The organism is Denitratisoma oestradiolicum (assembly GCF_902813185.1).
GTDB lineage: Bacteria > Pseudomonadota > Gammaproteobacteria > Burkholderiales > Rhodocyclaceae > Denitratisoma > Denitratisoma oestradiolicum.
Genome location: NZ_LR778301.1, coordinates 4,064,079 through 4,077,487, shown reverse-complemented (window position 1 = coordinate 4,077,487; position 13,409 = coordinate 4,064,079). Strand labels below are relative to the sequence as shown.

General features: G+C 56.4%; 10 protein-coding genes. 6 read left to right on the top strand and 4 right to left on the bottom strand.

All coding sequences use genetic code 11. From position 1 onward, the window contains the following. Window positions 1–25: 25 nt before the first annotated feature. The gene (gene arfB, locus DENOEST_RS18605; protein WP_145770323.1) at window positions 26–436 is read right to left on the bottom strand and encodes an alternative ribosome rescue aminoacyl-tRNA hydrolase ArfB; all 411 of its coding nucleotides are present in this window, start codon (window positions 434–436) and stop codon (window positions 26–28) included. 396 nt (window positions 437–832) lie between these two features. On the opposite strand from arfB, the gene DENOEST_RS18600 reads away from it, so the two are divergent. Together DENOEST_RS18600 and DENOEST_RS18595 are read left to right on the top strand one after the other, a co-directional pair. After that, window positions 833–3,103 carry a TonB-dependent receptor gene (locus tag DENOEST_RS18600; RefSeq protein ID WP_170228158.1) on the top strand — a complete coding sequence of 757 codons (2,271 nt, stop codon included), beginning with the start codon at window positions 833–835 and terminating at the stop codon, window positions 3,101–3,103. A gap of 97 nt (window positions 3,104–3,200) precedes the next feature. After that, window positions 3,201–4,631 (top strand): spinster family MFS transporter, encoded by a 1,431-nt coding sequence (locus DENOEST_RS18595; RefSeq protein WP_145770321.1) that lies wholly within the window; start codon window positions 3,201–3,203, stop codon window positions 4,629–4,631. A gap of 35 nt (window positions 4,632–4,666) precedes the next feature. Here DENOEST_RS18595 and DENOEST_RS18590 read toward each other — a convergent pair whose 3' ends face one another. After that, complete coding sequence (locus DENOEST_RS18590) at window positions 4,667–5,923, bottom strand: CaiB/BaiF CoA transferase family protein (protein WP_145770320.1); 1,257 nt, start codon at window positions 5,921–5,923, stop codon at window positions 4,667–4,669. 492 nt (window positions 5,924–6,415) lie between these two features. Here DENOEST_RS18590 and DENOEST_RS18585 point away from each other — a divergent pair, with 492 nt between their 5' ends. From DENOEST_RS18585 to DENOEST_RS18575, 3 genes are read left to right on the top strand one after another with little or no spacing between them, the layout of a single operon-like run. Then, window positions 6,416–7,363: an IS1595 family transposase gene (locus DENOEST_RS18585; protein ID WP_183148258.1), complete on the top strand. Its 948-nt coding sequence runs from the start codon at window positions 6,416–6,418 to the stop codon at window positions 7,361–7,363. Next, window positions 7,326–8,135: an SDR family NAD(P)-dependent oxidoreductase gene (locus DENOEST_RS18580; RefSeq protein ID WP_145772041.1), complete on the top strand. Its 810-nt coding sequence runs from the start codon at window positions 7,326–7,328 to the stop codon at window positions 8,133–8,135. Before DENOEST_RS18585 ends, DENOEST_RS18580 begins: the two co-directional genes overlap by 38 nt. Window positions 8,136–8,151: 16 nt before the next feature. Further along, window positions 8,152–8,937: an SDR family NAD(P)-dependent oxidoreductase gene (locus tag DENOEST_RS18575; protein ID WP_145772040.1), complete on the top strand. Its 786-nt coding sequence runs from the start codon at window positions 8,152–8,154 to the stop codon at window positions 8,935–8,937. 27 nt (window positions 8,938–8,964) lie between these two features. Here the strand turns inward: DENOEST_RS18575 and DENOEST_RS18570 are convergent, their stop codons facing one another. Next, window positions 8,965–10,116, bottom strand: coding sequence for an AraC family transcriptional regulator (locus DENOEST_RS18570; protein ID WP_145772039.1), 1,152 nt, complete (start codon window positions 10,114–10,116; stop codon window positions 8,965–8,967). Between the two features lie 404 nt (window positions 10,117–10,520). On the opposite strand from DENOEST_RS18570, the gene DENOEST_RS18565 reads away from it, so the two are divergent. After that, a complete protein-coding gene (locus DENOEST_RS18565; RefSeq protein ID WP_197970659.1) occupies window positions 10,521–11,972 on the top strand; it encodes an AMP-binding protein in 1,452 nt (483 codons plus the stop codon). A gap of 13 nt (window positions 11,973–11,985) precedes the next feature. On the opposite strand, the gene DENOEST_RS18560 is transcribed toward DENOEST_RS18565, so the two are convergent. Further along, window positions 11,986–13,206, bottom strand: a complete 1,221-nt coding sequence (locus DENOEST_RS18560; protein ID WP_145772038.1) for an ABC transporter permease — start codon at window positions 13,204–13,206, stop codon at window positions 11,986–11,988. Window positions 13,207–13,409: the final 203 nt, after the last annotated feature.

Sequence of the window (13,409 nt, the reverse complement as noted above, 5' to 3'; positions counted from 1 at the left end):
TTTGCCGGCCCCGTGAATTCCCGGGTCAGTCATCGACCCGCCCCCGGCCCCGCTTGATCTGGCCGCGTTTCGCCTTGCTTTCCAGGCGACGCTGACGAGAGCCCAAAGTGGGCCGAGTGGGGCGGCGCAGCTTGGGTGGCAGGGCGACGCTCGCAACCAGCTCCTGAAGCCGGCGCAGGGCTTCCTCCCGGTTCAGTTCCTGGGTCCGATACTCCTGGGCCTTGATCACCAGCACCCCGTCCTTGCTGATGCGCTGGTCCTGAAGCGCCAGCAGGCGGGTCTTCACCGCCTCAGGCAGGGATGAGGCAAGGATGTCGAAGCGCAGGTGAATGGCACTGGAAACCTTGTTGACGTTCTGGCCGCCGGCCCCCTGGGCCCGCACGGCGCTGAGCTCGATTTCCGCCAGGGGAATCTCGATGACGGGTACCTGCCGCATTATGGCCTGGCTGTTCCTATTGGTATCGCAGGGCCTCGATGGGATCGAGGCGAGCAGCCTTCCTGGCCGGATAGAAGCCGAAGAAGATGATCGGCATCCATCGGACCACCGCCCATTTGGCCCATGATTTCTTTCGGAATACAGGGCAAAACCGCTCCCGGTTTCCTCTTGCTATTCTTATTTGGCATACATACTCCTTTGAACGGCTCGCGCCACCTACTTGGCTTTACCGAGCTGACCCATCCTGTCCGGATATGACCTATCTCCCCAGTTCAAATTAAGCGGCACTTCCCCCATGCTTACCGCAGATTGCGAATAGTCCAAGAAATGCTGGGGATAGGCCATGTCGGGAACAACAAATGTGATGCTTACTTATCACCAATGAGGAGAAAAGAGATGAGAGTCATGTATCGGCACAACTGTGTTAAGAAGATAGCAGCACTGATTGGCGGCGCTATGTCCGGGGTGCTCAGTACGCATGCTTATAGTGCATCTGACAGTTCTGCCGGAAAACTCCAGGAACTGGAGGAAATTGTCGTCACAGCGCAAAAACGTGTCGAAAACCTGCAAGATGTGCCCATCTCCATTACCGCTTTGAGTAGCAAGGCGCTCGAAGCCCAGAACGTAACGGATACGAACTCGTTCGCCAAGGAAATTCCCAGTCTACACATCAAACAAGGCACGACGGGGACTATCACGCTGGCTATTCGCGGTATCAGCAACAACGATCCGGCCAACCCTGGTTATGAGAACGCCGTGGGGATCTATACCGATGGTGTTTATTCAGGCATTTCGGCCGGTTCACTGTTCGATCTGGGAGATGTCGAACGCATCGAAGTCTTGCGTGGTCCTCAGGGTACGCTATATGGCCGGAACACCATCGGCGGAGCCATTAACGTCATCAGCAAACGCCCTAGTGGAGAACTGAGCGGTTCGGTCAAGGTCGGCTTTGGTAATTACAATCTCCGTACCACTAATGCCAGCATCGACCTGCCTACATTCGGTAAAGAGAATGACGGTCTAGGCACGGTGAAGGCTAGGTTGAGCGTGTTCGAACGCAAATCCGGCACCGTCACCCCCAACGTGCCGGTCAGCTACACCACCGTATCAAAGCCGACGGCCAACTTCTCCGGATTTGGCAATACCGATCGCAACGGTTTTCATCTGGGGGTGGACTGGCAACCGAGCAGCAGTGTTCAGGTCGCCTATGACTACTCCCAGTTCAAAGCCGACGACCGCCAGCGATTGTTCCAGATCATTGACGTCGTACGCCCCAGCACTTTGCCGGTTGGCTTCGAGAACTATATTCCGCCTGGCCAGCCCCCCGCATTCGGTACTGCCAACCAGGCCCCGTTCTTCAAGACTGACAATTCCACCCACGCACTCACACTAACCTGGACCCTGAACGAACATCTCACCCTCAAATCCATCACCGGTTACCGCAAATTGCAGACATCCGATGCCCAAGATCTGGATGGCAGCAATACCGCGCAGTTCGACTCGCAGCGCTATGGCGATTTCAACCAGACGACCGAAGAGCTGCAGCTGCTCGGCACCCATCAGGGACTGAAATATGTCGTCGGCGCGTATTACTCCAAGGAGAAGCAAAAAAGCGTCCGCGCCCAACAATTCTCCAACGGCGCCACAACCCGGAACACGAATGCCCACCTGAACAATAGGAACTCGGCCATTTTTGGTCAGATCGACTATACCCCTGAAGCGATGCCGAAACTCTCGCTTAGCCTGGGAGCACGACATACCAATGAAACCAAGGAGATGTCGCGCTACATCATGAACTACAGCAACAGCACAGGGGTTTATGGGCTCGTCAATCCTGCTCCGAACCTGGTGTTGCCGCCGATCGAATTCAGCAATAGCTCGGTAATGTTTTCACCCAGCTACCGGATCACAGACAAGCTGAATGTCTACTACAAATACTCGGAAGGCTTCCGCAGTGGAGGGTACGATGGCGTATCCGCTACCATCGCCTCTGCCTCGGTTCCGTTCAAGCCGGAAGAACTCAAGACCCATGAAATCGGGATGAAATCACGTTGGCTTGAGAATCGCCTGGACCTGAACATGGCCCTTTTCCGCAGCTATTACGACGACCAGCAGGTTAACTCTTTCACCGGTACTACATCTGCGGTATTAAATGCCGGCAAGTCAAAAATCAATGGCGCCGAACTGGAAGCCAAGGCATTGCTCATGGAAGGCTTGCAAGCCGGACTGGGCCTGTCCTTCCTCAACTATTCCTACCAGAAATTCGACATGGGACCGACCATCGGCGATGTTGCGGAACGCGCTCGCATGAACAATGCGCCCCGACATACCGCCAATCTGTCGGTGGATTACAGCTTCCCCAGATTCAGCTTCGGTAAGCTGGCGCTGCATCTCAATTACAACTATGTTGCGGCAGCAGAGGCCATCGCCATCAAAACAAACGGTGCTGCACCCAATTCCAAGCTAGACGCCCGTGGTTTGTATGATGCTCGCATCGTCCTGTCCGGGGTCAAGGTAGGTAATGAATCTTCACTGCAATTCGCGCTCTGGGGCATGAATCTGACCAATAAACGCTATATCGACGGCCTGGTCGATTTCAACACCTTCCGCGCGGGCACCCTCGGCATGCCACGAACCTACGGCGGCGATGTGACGCTGAATTTCTAAGCATCACAAGCCAGTTGCCGGCTTCATTGAATGCCAATGAAGCCGGCCAGCCGTGCCATGCGGTTCACAGGAAGGACAGCGCATACATCAGCCTTGGATGATGCCTGAAAACAAGGAATGTTCGATGCCCAGAAAACCTCTGAGTGAACGTAGTTGGTATCCTAACTATGTCCTCGCGATCCTGCTGCTCGCCTATATTTTCTCCTTCATCGACCGCCAGATACTCAGCCTCATGGTCGTACCCATCCGGCGCGACCTGGGGATCAGCGATTTCCAGATGAGTCTGTTGCAAGGTACAGCCTTCGCACTGCTCTATTCCGTCATGGCCTTGCCGATTGCACGCCTTGCGGACGCCTACAGTAGACGCACGATCATTTCCAGTGGCATCGCGCTGTGGAGCATAATGACAATCAGTTGCGGGTTGGCCCGTTCCTATGGCACCTTATTTCTGGCGCGCGTCGGCGTCGGTGTCGGAGAAGCGGCCCTTTCTCCCGCAGCCTATTCGCTGCTGAGCGACTATTTCTCGAAGCAACGCCTGGCGCGGGCGGTCGCCATCTACAGCCTCGGCATCAGCCTGGGTAGCGGACTGGCCTACCTGGCGGGCGGCCTGCTCATGGAAGCGGTTTCCAAAATATCCGTCATCGAACTACCGCTGCTGGGGGCCATGAAACCCTGGCAGGCGGTCTTCATCATCGTCGGCTTACCCGGCTTGCTGATTGCCTTGCTGATGGCGTACGTCGGGGAGCCGGAGCGTCGTGGTGCACTGCACGACCCTTCGGGCCAAACACAAAAGCTCAAGATGCGGGAAACCTTGCGTTTCCTGCTGACTCGCTGGCGTCTCTATCTCGTTTTCCCGATTGCCACCGGCTTTCTCGGCATTTTCTCCTTTGGACTGATGGCCTGGTACCCGACGTTCCTGATTCGCACTTTCGGCATGTCGATCGGTGAGTCCGGCACATATTTCGGGCTGACATACTTGTTCGTCGGCACCCTGGGGACCTACTTTGGCGCCCGCATTGCCGAGAGTCTTCAGAAAAAATATCCCGATATCCATATCCGTTTCGTGATGATTTCCGCTCTGGTGATGATCGTACCGGGCGTGCTAGGGCCACTGATGCCCTCGGCGCCTTTGGCGCTGGCGATGCTGATACCGACGATTTTTCTCAAATGCAGCTATTACGGCAGCACCGGCACGGCGATGCAATTGGTAACGCCCAACCAGATGCGCGCTCAGGTATCCGCGTTGCAAATATTCTTCGGCAATATCATCGGCCTGGCGGTGGGTGCATCATCGATTGCCGCACTGAACGATTTCGTCTTTCACGACGACAACTCCATTCATTATTCCTTGGCCTTGGTGGCTGGTGCTTCCTGCTTGGGCGGTGTGCTGCTACTTGCCTCATGCCTGAAACCCTATGCCAAGGCCCTGGCCGAAACCAAGAGTACGGAAGAAGGCACCAATGCGCCCATTGATGAAAAAGGCGCGAAGCAGAAAGCGGCTTGCAGCATCGCCATGGCGGAAACTTAACAGCGGACGACCCATGAAGTTATGGATACCATGGTTCAGCCAATGACACCGTTGCGATAAAGACTGGTGAGTTCATCGCTGTCAAGTCCCAGATCGGCTTGCAAGATTCCCGCCGTATGCTCTCCAACCCAGGGCATACGGGATTCCGGCCCTTCGCTGACGGCAGACATCTTGATCGGATTGCCAGCCACCAGCACCGGTGGCCCGTCGCCATTCGGACGGGGAATTTCGACCAGTGCGTCGTGGGCGCACACATGGGCATCATCCACAAGTTCCTTATGGAACAGGCACGGCCCAGCAGCCACACCCTGGGCTGCCAGCAACCGACAAACCTCCATGCGCGTTCGGGTCGCAGCCCAACCCTCAATACCTGGCCGGATCAGCGATTCGATGTGCCGCCCCCAACCGAGCCTGGTACTCAATCGCTCATCACTCAGCCAGGATTCGCATCCGATCAGTCTCACTAAGCTCGCAAACTGGTGCTCCCGCACCACCTGCAACATGAACCAGCCATCCTGGGCGCGAAAGGGTTGATGAATGCCCGGCTGGATGAACTCCTCATCGGGTTCGCGCCGCAGCCCGAGAGACCATACGTTCAACCCGTAATCCGCCATGGCCAGCATCGCATCGAACATGGCGATATCGACATGCTGGCCCTGACCGATCCGGTCCCGATGCCGCAGAGCAGCCAGTACCCCGATCACCCCGAACATGCCCGCACTGGTATCACCCAGGCCGGCGACCGGGTTGGGAATCGGGGGCTGATGGGGCAGGCGAGCATGTTCGTAAACGCCGGACATGGCCTCGGCCACGGCTGCATAGGCAGGCCAGTTCTTGTAGGGCGATGCCCTTGTCTGGCCAAACCCGGAAAGAGAAAAATAAATCAGCCGCGGGTTGTCCGCCGACAGGCTCGGATAATCCAATCCTAGCGCCGCCAATGTGCCAGGCTTGAAGTTCTCACAGAAAACATCGTAGCGCGCAAGCATACGCTTCAGCAAAGCTCGTCCTTCCTCGTGCTTGAAGTCGATGCAGATGCTGCGCTTGTTCAGATTGTTGCGCAAAAACGTGGCGCCCAACGGGCGCCCTTGAGGGTCCAGCACACCGGGATGAGCCAAGCGGCTTGGATCCCCATTTCCGGGCTGCTCGACTTTCACTACCTCCGCGCCCAAACGCGCTAGCAATTGCGTTGCCCAGGGCAAGGACTGCATTTGCTCCAGGGCGAGAATGCGCACTCCGGTAAGCGGTTTACCAAATTTCATCGCGGTTTCGTTACTGACATCACCCAGTTTCATGGCCTTACCCTGCATACCGATCCAAACACGCCTCTCTGTGCAAAAGGCAAGACGATCAAAATTTCTCGCTTCAGATAATTGATTTTAAATTTTCGAAATCCATTTGTTCTGGAAATCCCAAGGCATAAGCTACCAAAATGGGTCATATCCGGCCCCGCCAGTAATGACCCTATGAATATCCTGCTAGGGTCATATCCGGTCAGAACAAGTCATGGGATGTTGTACCTGCACGCAACCCATGCCGGCTTCGCTACGCTTATGTCTTCCCGCATGAAATCCCCCAGGTGGGGATGCGATAGACATTGCGTCAGTAATCAGAAAACACACGGATGACTTTATGAAACTCAATGGGAAGATTGCACTGGTAACAGGCGCAGGGGTAGGCATCGGGAGATCCATAGCGCTATCTGATTACCGACAAGTCTCAGCCGGCTCACGTAGTGAGCTAGTAAGGGTTTGAAAATAGTGCAGACATTGAGACGGAGGTCTGCCATGAAAAATCGGGTGCAATTTCAACAAGGGCTGTCGATGGCCGAGTTTATGGAGCGGTACGGAACGGAGGCGAAATGCGAGACGGCGCTGGTCGAACAGCGTTGGCCCTCGGGATTCGTCTGTCCGTGCTGCCGGGACACCCGGCACTCCCGTTTTGAGAGAGGTGGAAAAAGGCTGTGGCAATGCCATCGCTGCCGCCACCAAGTGAGCGTCACCGCCGGAACGATCTTCGAGAACACCAAGCTGCCCTTGACCAAATGGTTCCTGGCCATGTTCTTCATGACCCAGTCCAAGAACAACATCTCGGCGCTGTCGTTGAAGCGCCACCTCGGCGTCAGCTACGACACTGCTTGGCTGCTCAAGCACAAGCTGATGGCGGTGATGGGCGATGCCGAGGCCGGTCGGGCGCTGGATGTTCGTGTCGAGATCGACGACGCTTATCTTGGCGGTGCCCGTGCCGGCAAGGTGGGCCGGGGTTCCGAGAATAAGGTACCGTTCGTGGCGGCGGTGGAAACGACCGCCGATGGTCGGCCTCTTTTCGTCCGTTTCGACCCCATGCCTTTCACTCACGAGCGGATCGACGCCTGGGCCAGCAAGACGCTGGCGCCGACCACCCACGCGTTGTCGGATGGCTTGCCGAGTTTCTCGGTACTGGCGAATTCGGTCGAGACACACGAGGCCATCGTGGTCGGCTCCGGCAAGCAGGCGGCCCAGCATCCAAAGTTCCGCTGGGTGAATACCTTGATCTCGAATTTCAAGACCGCTCTGTCGGGAACCTATCATGCCTTCCGCTTCGCCAAATACGCCAAGCGCTATTTCGCCGAATACGCCTACCGCTTCAACCGCCGATTCGATCTCCGAACCATCGTCGTGAGCCTCATCAGTGATTGCGCCAGGATGCTGCCGCACAATGAAAGCGCGATTAGGTTGGCTGAGACTCATCGGTAATCAGATAGCGCTAAGACTTGAGAGTGAAGGGGCAAGCGTAGTCGTTGTCGATATTGATCAGGTCACAGCAGATGAGACCTGCAGGCTAATGAAACATCCAGAAAATAACCTGGCGATCACCTGCGATGTGGCCAGCAGCAAGGATGTTGCCCAAGTCATGGCTCAAGTCACGCAACGCTATGGGCGATTGGATATTCTGGTCAACAACGCCGGGGTCGGGACTGTCCCGGGCGATGCATTCGAGGCGCACAAGTTACGTCGTCAGCAATATCTCGAGCAGGTTGGACGCGGAGAAAAGCCGACCATATTCCCCGACAGAATCATCGATATGGAAGATAGGGGCTTCTGGAAGCTGATGGAAATCAATTTAGGGGGCACTTTCTATTTCTGTAGAGAGGCCACGCGATTAATGATTGCCGCCGAGTCGCCGGGCAGCATCATCAATATCGCCAGCACCTCTGCACTCAGCGGGGAGGGGGCAGTCCATTACGCAAGCGCCAAGGCTGCGATGCTGGGGCTAACCAAAAGCCTGGCCCGTGAGTTGGCCCCCCGTCACATCCGGGTCAATGCTGTCTGCCCTGGCCCAACCAACACCACCAGAATCAGTGCCCTGGGCGCGACAAGAGCTCAGGCTTTGATTGAGGGAACCCTGATCAATCGTCTTTGCGAACCGAATGAGATCGCGGCAACGGTTGCCTTCCTGGCCTCGGATGAGGGAACAGCATTTACCGGACAGACCCTGGCGGCCAATGGCGGTAGTTACTTACTCTGACAACGAGGTGAACTTCATGAGCGCACGCTTTACCGATCGAATCGCATTTATTTCTGGCGGGGCCAGCGGAATTGGCGCTGCCACCGCAAAGCGCCTTGCTGCAGAGGGGGGAACGGCCGTGATATGCGGCCGCCGTCAGGAGCCCCTGGAGCAGGTAGTCAAAGAAATACGCGCTCAAGGCGGCAAGGCTGACTGGTTGATTGCAGATATCACTGATGAGACGGCCGTCAATGATGCCATTGCCGAAACCATCAAACGCCACGGAAGTCTCGATGTATTGATCAACAATGCTGCAACCGTCATTCGAGGACAAATAGATGGCAGCGCTTCTGCAGACTGGTTTTCATGTCTGCAAGGCTCCCTATCCAGCATCTATTTTTGCATCCGCGCCACACTACCCTATATGAAACGCCAGCAGTATGGCGCCATCGTCAACATCTCCTCGGTCTGCGGCCTGCTCGGCGCACCCGCCATGGGCGCCTATAGCGCCGCCAAGGCGGGAATGATTGGGTTTTCCCGAGTGGCCGCTCTGGAAGGGGCTCCTGACAATATCCGAGTCAATGTCGTCGTGCCTGGGACAGTGATGACACCGCCCACAGCAGCCGCGTTGTCTGATGCCAACTCCATGGCAGCATCCCTGAGGGCCATCCCTCTGAAGCGCATCGCCAAACCAGAGGAGATTGCCTCAGCCATCCTTTTCCTGGCTTCCGAAGAAGCCTCCTACATCACGGGAACGACCTTGACGGTGGACGGGGGAAAGACCTGCCAGCTGAACACGCGCTCGACCCAGATGAGTGATTAGCCCCGGTAAAACACCTGGCGATAAACCTTAGCGATAATCGGACAACTTGCTTCCGGTCCAGCTGCGGAACGCCCGCCGGAAATTGCTCACATCGTTATAACCAAGAAGAAACCCGATTTCTTTGGGCGTCAATGCCGTGTACTCAAGGTATTGCAATGCCAGATCGCGGCGGGTTTCATCGAGAATTTGTTGGTAGCTTATGCCCTCAGCCTGCAACTGGCGGCGGAGGGTTCTGGGCTTGATTGCCAGCAGGTCTGCCATGTCGTCCACCGGTGGGAAATTTCCCGGCCGGCTGATCAACATATCCCGCACCTTTCTCTCCAGGGAGTCGCGTTTGGATATTTTGCTGGATATCAGCTGGCACTGTTGCTCACATATCCGGAACACTTCGGGGTTGGCCAGGCTGATGGGATCGTCAATGTGATCCGGATCAAACCGGATTACATTTTTTTTCTGATTGAAATAAATGGGGCAATTGAACCGTTCTTGGTAGACGGAAAGATCACTCGGCGCATCATAGGTGACCCGCATTTCCAGCACTGGGAAATACCGGTTCGTAAGATGAAACGCCAATTCCATTGCCCTGCTGACATATTCCTCCACCGCAAAAGCGATCAAGTTATCCAGGGGATGGATTTCTAAAATCTCTACAAGCCATAGCTTCTCGGTGATCGTGGAGACCGGGCGGATGATATGTTGATTAAGCAGGCAGTACTGAGCCAGGACTCTCCGTGACTGGCGCAGGGTGGAACTGCTGAGGGACGCATAACCCAGAACACCGAAGTCGCTGATCTTGAATTCCGCACCCAGTTCAACCCCGATGAACTCGTTACCCGTCAGCCGGATCATGTTGCTGATGATTTGTCGGTAAACCGCAGATGAGCCCAGGAAGAAACCCTGAATCTGCTCCTCTGTCAGTCCAGTGCCACTCAGGACCTCCTGGCTGCTAAATCCACGGGCACGCATTCTAGCCAAGTAAAAAACAATCCTGTTTCCGCCCAGTTGCCCCCCAGCCATATCGGCGTCCATATCAGCCGAATTTTGTTCATTCAACGAACAACTTCTTTTCACCCCCTTGAAAGGGATCGTCGATGCTAATGAAATGCCGCCATCCATGGAAACTCCTCCTGTCATTGAGCGCCCATCACTGCTCACGGTAAGTGACTGCTCAGAATTCATGTCTTATTTCCCAGTGCATTGAAATAAGCGCGAATTGACTTTATTGATTTAGTCAGACGATTGTAAGTGCTTGCCATGTAATTGTGGGCACGTTGCCCAGTCAATTCTCTAGCGATCAGGAAATCCCAGGAGATGACAGATAGTGCAACGCACAAACCGCTCTGAAAGCGGGTATTCCGTGTTTTGACAACATCGTGGGTACGACACATGTTGAGCAAGCACCGCTTATAAACCGGCACTACAACCCAAATGCCTAAATTGACCCGAATTTTGTTAATTAGGCATTCAGGTGGCAAGCCCCATCCATGACGCCACTCTCTATCATTTCCACGTCACCAAGTCTTGCGTCTAGAGAAGTGGTTGTTCCAGGTAGTGCTTGCCCGAATCAATGTGGAGAGTGATCCGTGTCCAAAATTCCTTATGTCCGGCTTATTCGGAGATTCTCGGAGGAGACCCCGCAACGGACTGTCATTGTCTGTGATAGCGGCAACATTACCTGTGAAGCGCTGGAAAAACGATCTAACCGTCTGGCACGGGCATATGCGGCCCAAGGCGTTTCCGAGGGGGATGTCGTAACCGTCTGCCTGCCCAACGATGCAGAGTATTTTTATGCCTGCGTCGCCATATGGAAGCTGGGGGCGATTCCCAACCCACTATCGGTAGGACTCCCTACAGCCGAGTTCGCGGCAATATTGGCCGAGGCCAAACCGAGCTTGATCGTCGGCATGGCCTCCTTGCTTGGCTACAAGACATTGCCGGCCGACTACGAACCGGACGAATCCTTCTCAGACCAACCGCTTCCAGAAAAGATATCGCCCCATGAGCGGGCCATGACCTCCGGCGGGAGTACCGGACGGCCCAAACTCATCATCCCGGCAAACCCCGCGATTTATGACCAACAGAATCCACCGCAATTATTCACACCAGAGAAAACCATTCTGGTACCGGGGCCCCTTTACCATGCGGGGGGATACAGTACTGCGTGGGGCGGCGTATTTTCTGGCGGATGTGCCGTCGTGATGCGTCGCTTCGATCCAGAGCAGTGCCTGCGCCTGATTGAGAAGCATCGTATTGACCGGGTGTTTTTTGTGCCCACGATGCTGAACAGAATCTGGCGCCTGCCCGAGAAGGTACGCCTCAGTTACGATATCTCGTCCCTCAAATTTGTCGGCAGCGGTGGTGCGCCCTGCCCTCAGTGGCTGTTCCGGGCCTGGATCGAATGGCTAGGTCCAGAACGCATGTTCGAAGGATATGGCCCCAGCGAGCGTATCGGCAGAACTTTTATCACCGGTACGGAATGGCTACGGCACCCCGGTTCCGTTGGCAAAGCCATGGACGGCTGCAGTATCCGGATACTCGACGAATACAGGCAGGAGGTTCCTGTCGGGACTGTTGGCGAAATCTACATGATGCCTGCAGCAGGAACAGCGTCCACATTTATCTATCGCGGTGCGGAGCGCCGCATGACGGAGGACGGATGGGAATCCGTCGGTGACATGGGGTATCTGGACTCCGAGGGTTATCTCTATATTGCCGACCGGAGGACCGACATGATTCTATGTGGCGGTCGCAACATCTTTCCTGCCGAGATTGAAGCAGCCCTGAATTCCCATCCATCAGTCAAAGCCAGCGTTGTTGTTGGCCTCCCCGACGATGATATGGGGCAAAAGATTCACGCAATTGTAGAAAACTCAAAACCGGTCACAGAGGAAGCTCTGCGACAACATCTAGAGCATCTGCTGATCCGCTATAAGATTCCCCATAGTTTTGAATTTGTTCAGACGGCCCTCTTCAACGAAGCGGGGAAAGTACGCCGCTCAGAGCTACGTGCGGAAAGGATTTCTCTGATTCAATAATCCGAATCAGAGGTTACTGGTAGCGCAGGGCCTCGATGGGATCGAGGCGAGCAGCCTTCCTGGCCGGATAGAAGCCGAAGAAGATGCCCACAGTGGCGGCGACGCCGAAGGCGATCAGCACCGAGCTGCCGGATATCACGACTGCCGTCTCGGTGACGAAATGCACCAGGACGGCACCGCCCACCCCCAGGGCCAGGCCGATCAGACAGCCCACCACCGAGATGATGACGGCCTCCAGCAGGAACTGGAGCAGGATGTCCCGCTCCCGGGCGCCAATGGCCATGCGGATGCCGATCTCACGGGTACGCTCGGTCACCGAGACCAGCATGATGTTCATGATGCCTATGCCCCCCACCAACAGGGAGACCGAGGCGATGGCCCCCAACAGCAGGGACATGACACGGGTGGTCTCCGCCGCCGAATCCGCCAGAGCGGTCAGGTTGCGCACCGAGAAATCGTTGTCCTGACCCTCGCGGATGCGATGACGCTGACGCAGCAGGGCGGTCATGCTCCGCTGCACCTCATCCATCATTTCGGCCGAGGTGGCCTGGACGTTGATCAGGCGCACGGAGCCCTGGAACTGGGTGCCATAGACCTTGCGCTGCGCCGTGGTAAGGGGGATCAGGATGGTGTCGTCCTGGTCCCGGCCGTCCAGACTCTGGCCCTTGGCGGCCAGTACGCCGACCACCACGAAGGGGCTGTTGCGGATGCGCAGGGACTTGCCCACCGGGTCCTCGTCGCCGAACAGGTTGTGGGCCACGGTCTGACCCAGCAGGGCGACCCGGGTGGCGGAGCGCAGATCCGAATCGGCGAAGGGCATGCCCGCTGCCAGGTTCCAGTTCCGCACATCAAGATAGCCCGGCGTCACGCCATAGACGGCGGTGCTCCAGTTGTTGCTGCCATAGACCACCTGGGCCGTACCCGGATGAATGGGCGCCACGAATTGGATGCCGGGCAGTTCGGCGATGGCCTGGGCATCGGCCACGGTCAGGGTGGGTGCCGCGCCGCCGCCCATGCGCACACCGCCGGAAGTGGTGGAGCCGGAGAGCACGATGAACAGATTGGCCCCCATGGAACTGATGGATTGCGCCACCGCCAGCTGGGCGCCCTGGCCGATGGCCATCATCAGCACCACCGCCGACACCCCGATGACCATGCCCAGCATGGTCAAAAAGGTACGCAGCTTGTTGGCACCCATGGCATGCCAGGCTTGGCCGAGGAGGGTGGTGATCATTTGGAAAATCCTGCCGGGGTATAAATCCAGCGATAAATACGGCCTGGCATGCCATTGGCGCCTGCGGCGCCTTGGCAAATTGATGAGCACCCCCTCCCATCCTCCCCCTCCAGGAGGGGGAGGCGACTAGTCACCCCCTTCCCGGGGAAGGGGGATGGGGGAATTGGGGAAGCGCCGAACAAGTCCCCATGCGTCATTCCGGC

Excerpts from the sequence above, each read along its gene's own strand:
- arfB (WP_145770323.1), bottom strand. The coding sequence starts at position 436 with ATGCGGCAGGTACCCGTCATCGAGATTCCCCTGGCGGAAATCGAGCTC.
- DENOEST_RS18600 (WP_170228158.1), top strand. The coding sequence starts at position 833 with ATGAGAGTCATGTATCGGCACAACTGTGTTAAGAAGATAGCAGCACTG.
- DENOEST_RS18595 (WP_145770321.1), top strand. The coding sequence starts at position 3,201 with ATGATGCCTGAAAACAAGGAATGTTCGATGCCCAGAAAACCTCTGAGT.
- DENOEST_RS18590 (WP_145770320.1), bottom strand. The coding sequence starts at position 5,923 with ATGAAACTGGGTGATGTCAGTAACGAAACCGCGATGAAATTTGGTAAA.
- DENOEST_RS18585 (WP_183148258.1), top strand. The coding sequence starts at position 6,416 with ATGAAAAATCGGGTGCAATTTCAACAAGGGCTGTCGATGGCCGAGTTT.
- DENOEST_RS18580 (WP_145772041.1), top strand. The coding sequence starts at position 7,326 with ATGAAAGCGCGATTAGGTTGGCTGAGACTCATCGGTAATCAGATAGCG.
- DENOEST_RS18575 (WP_145772040.1), top strand. The coding sequence starts at position 8,152 with ATGAGCGCACGCTTTACCGATCGAATCGCATTTATTTCTGGCGGGGCC.
- DENOEST_RS18570 (WP_145772039.1), bottom strand. The coding sequence starts at position 10,116 with ATGAATTCTGAGCAGTCACTTACCGTGAGCAGTGATGGGCGCTCAATG.
- DENOEST_RS18560 (WP_145772038.1), bottom strand. The coding sequence starts at position 13,206 with ATGATCACCACCCTCCTCGGCCAAGCCTGGCATGCCATGGGTGCCAAC.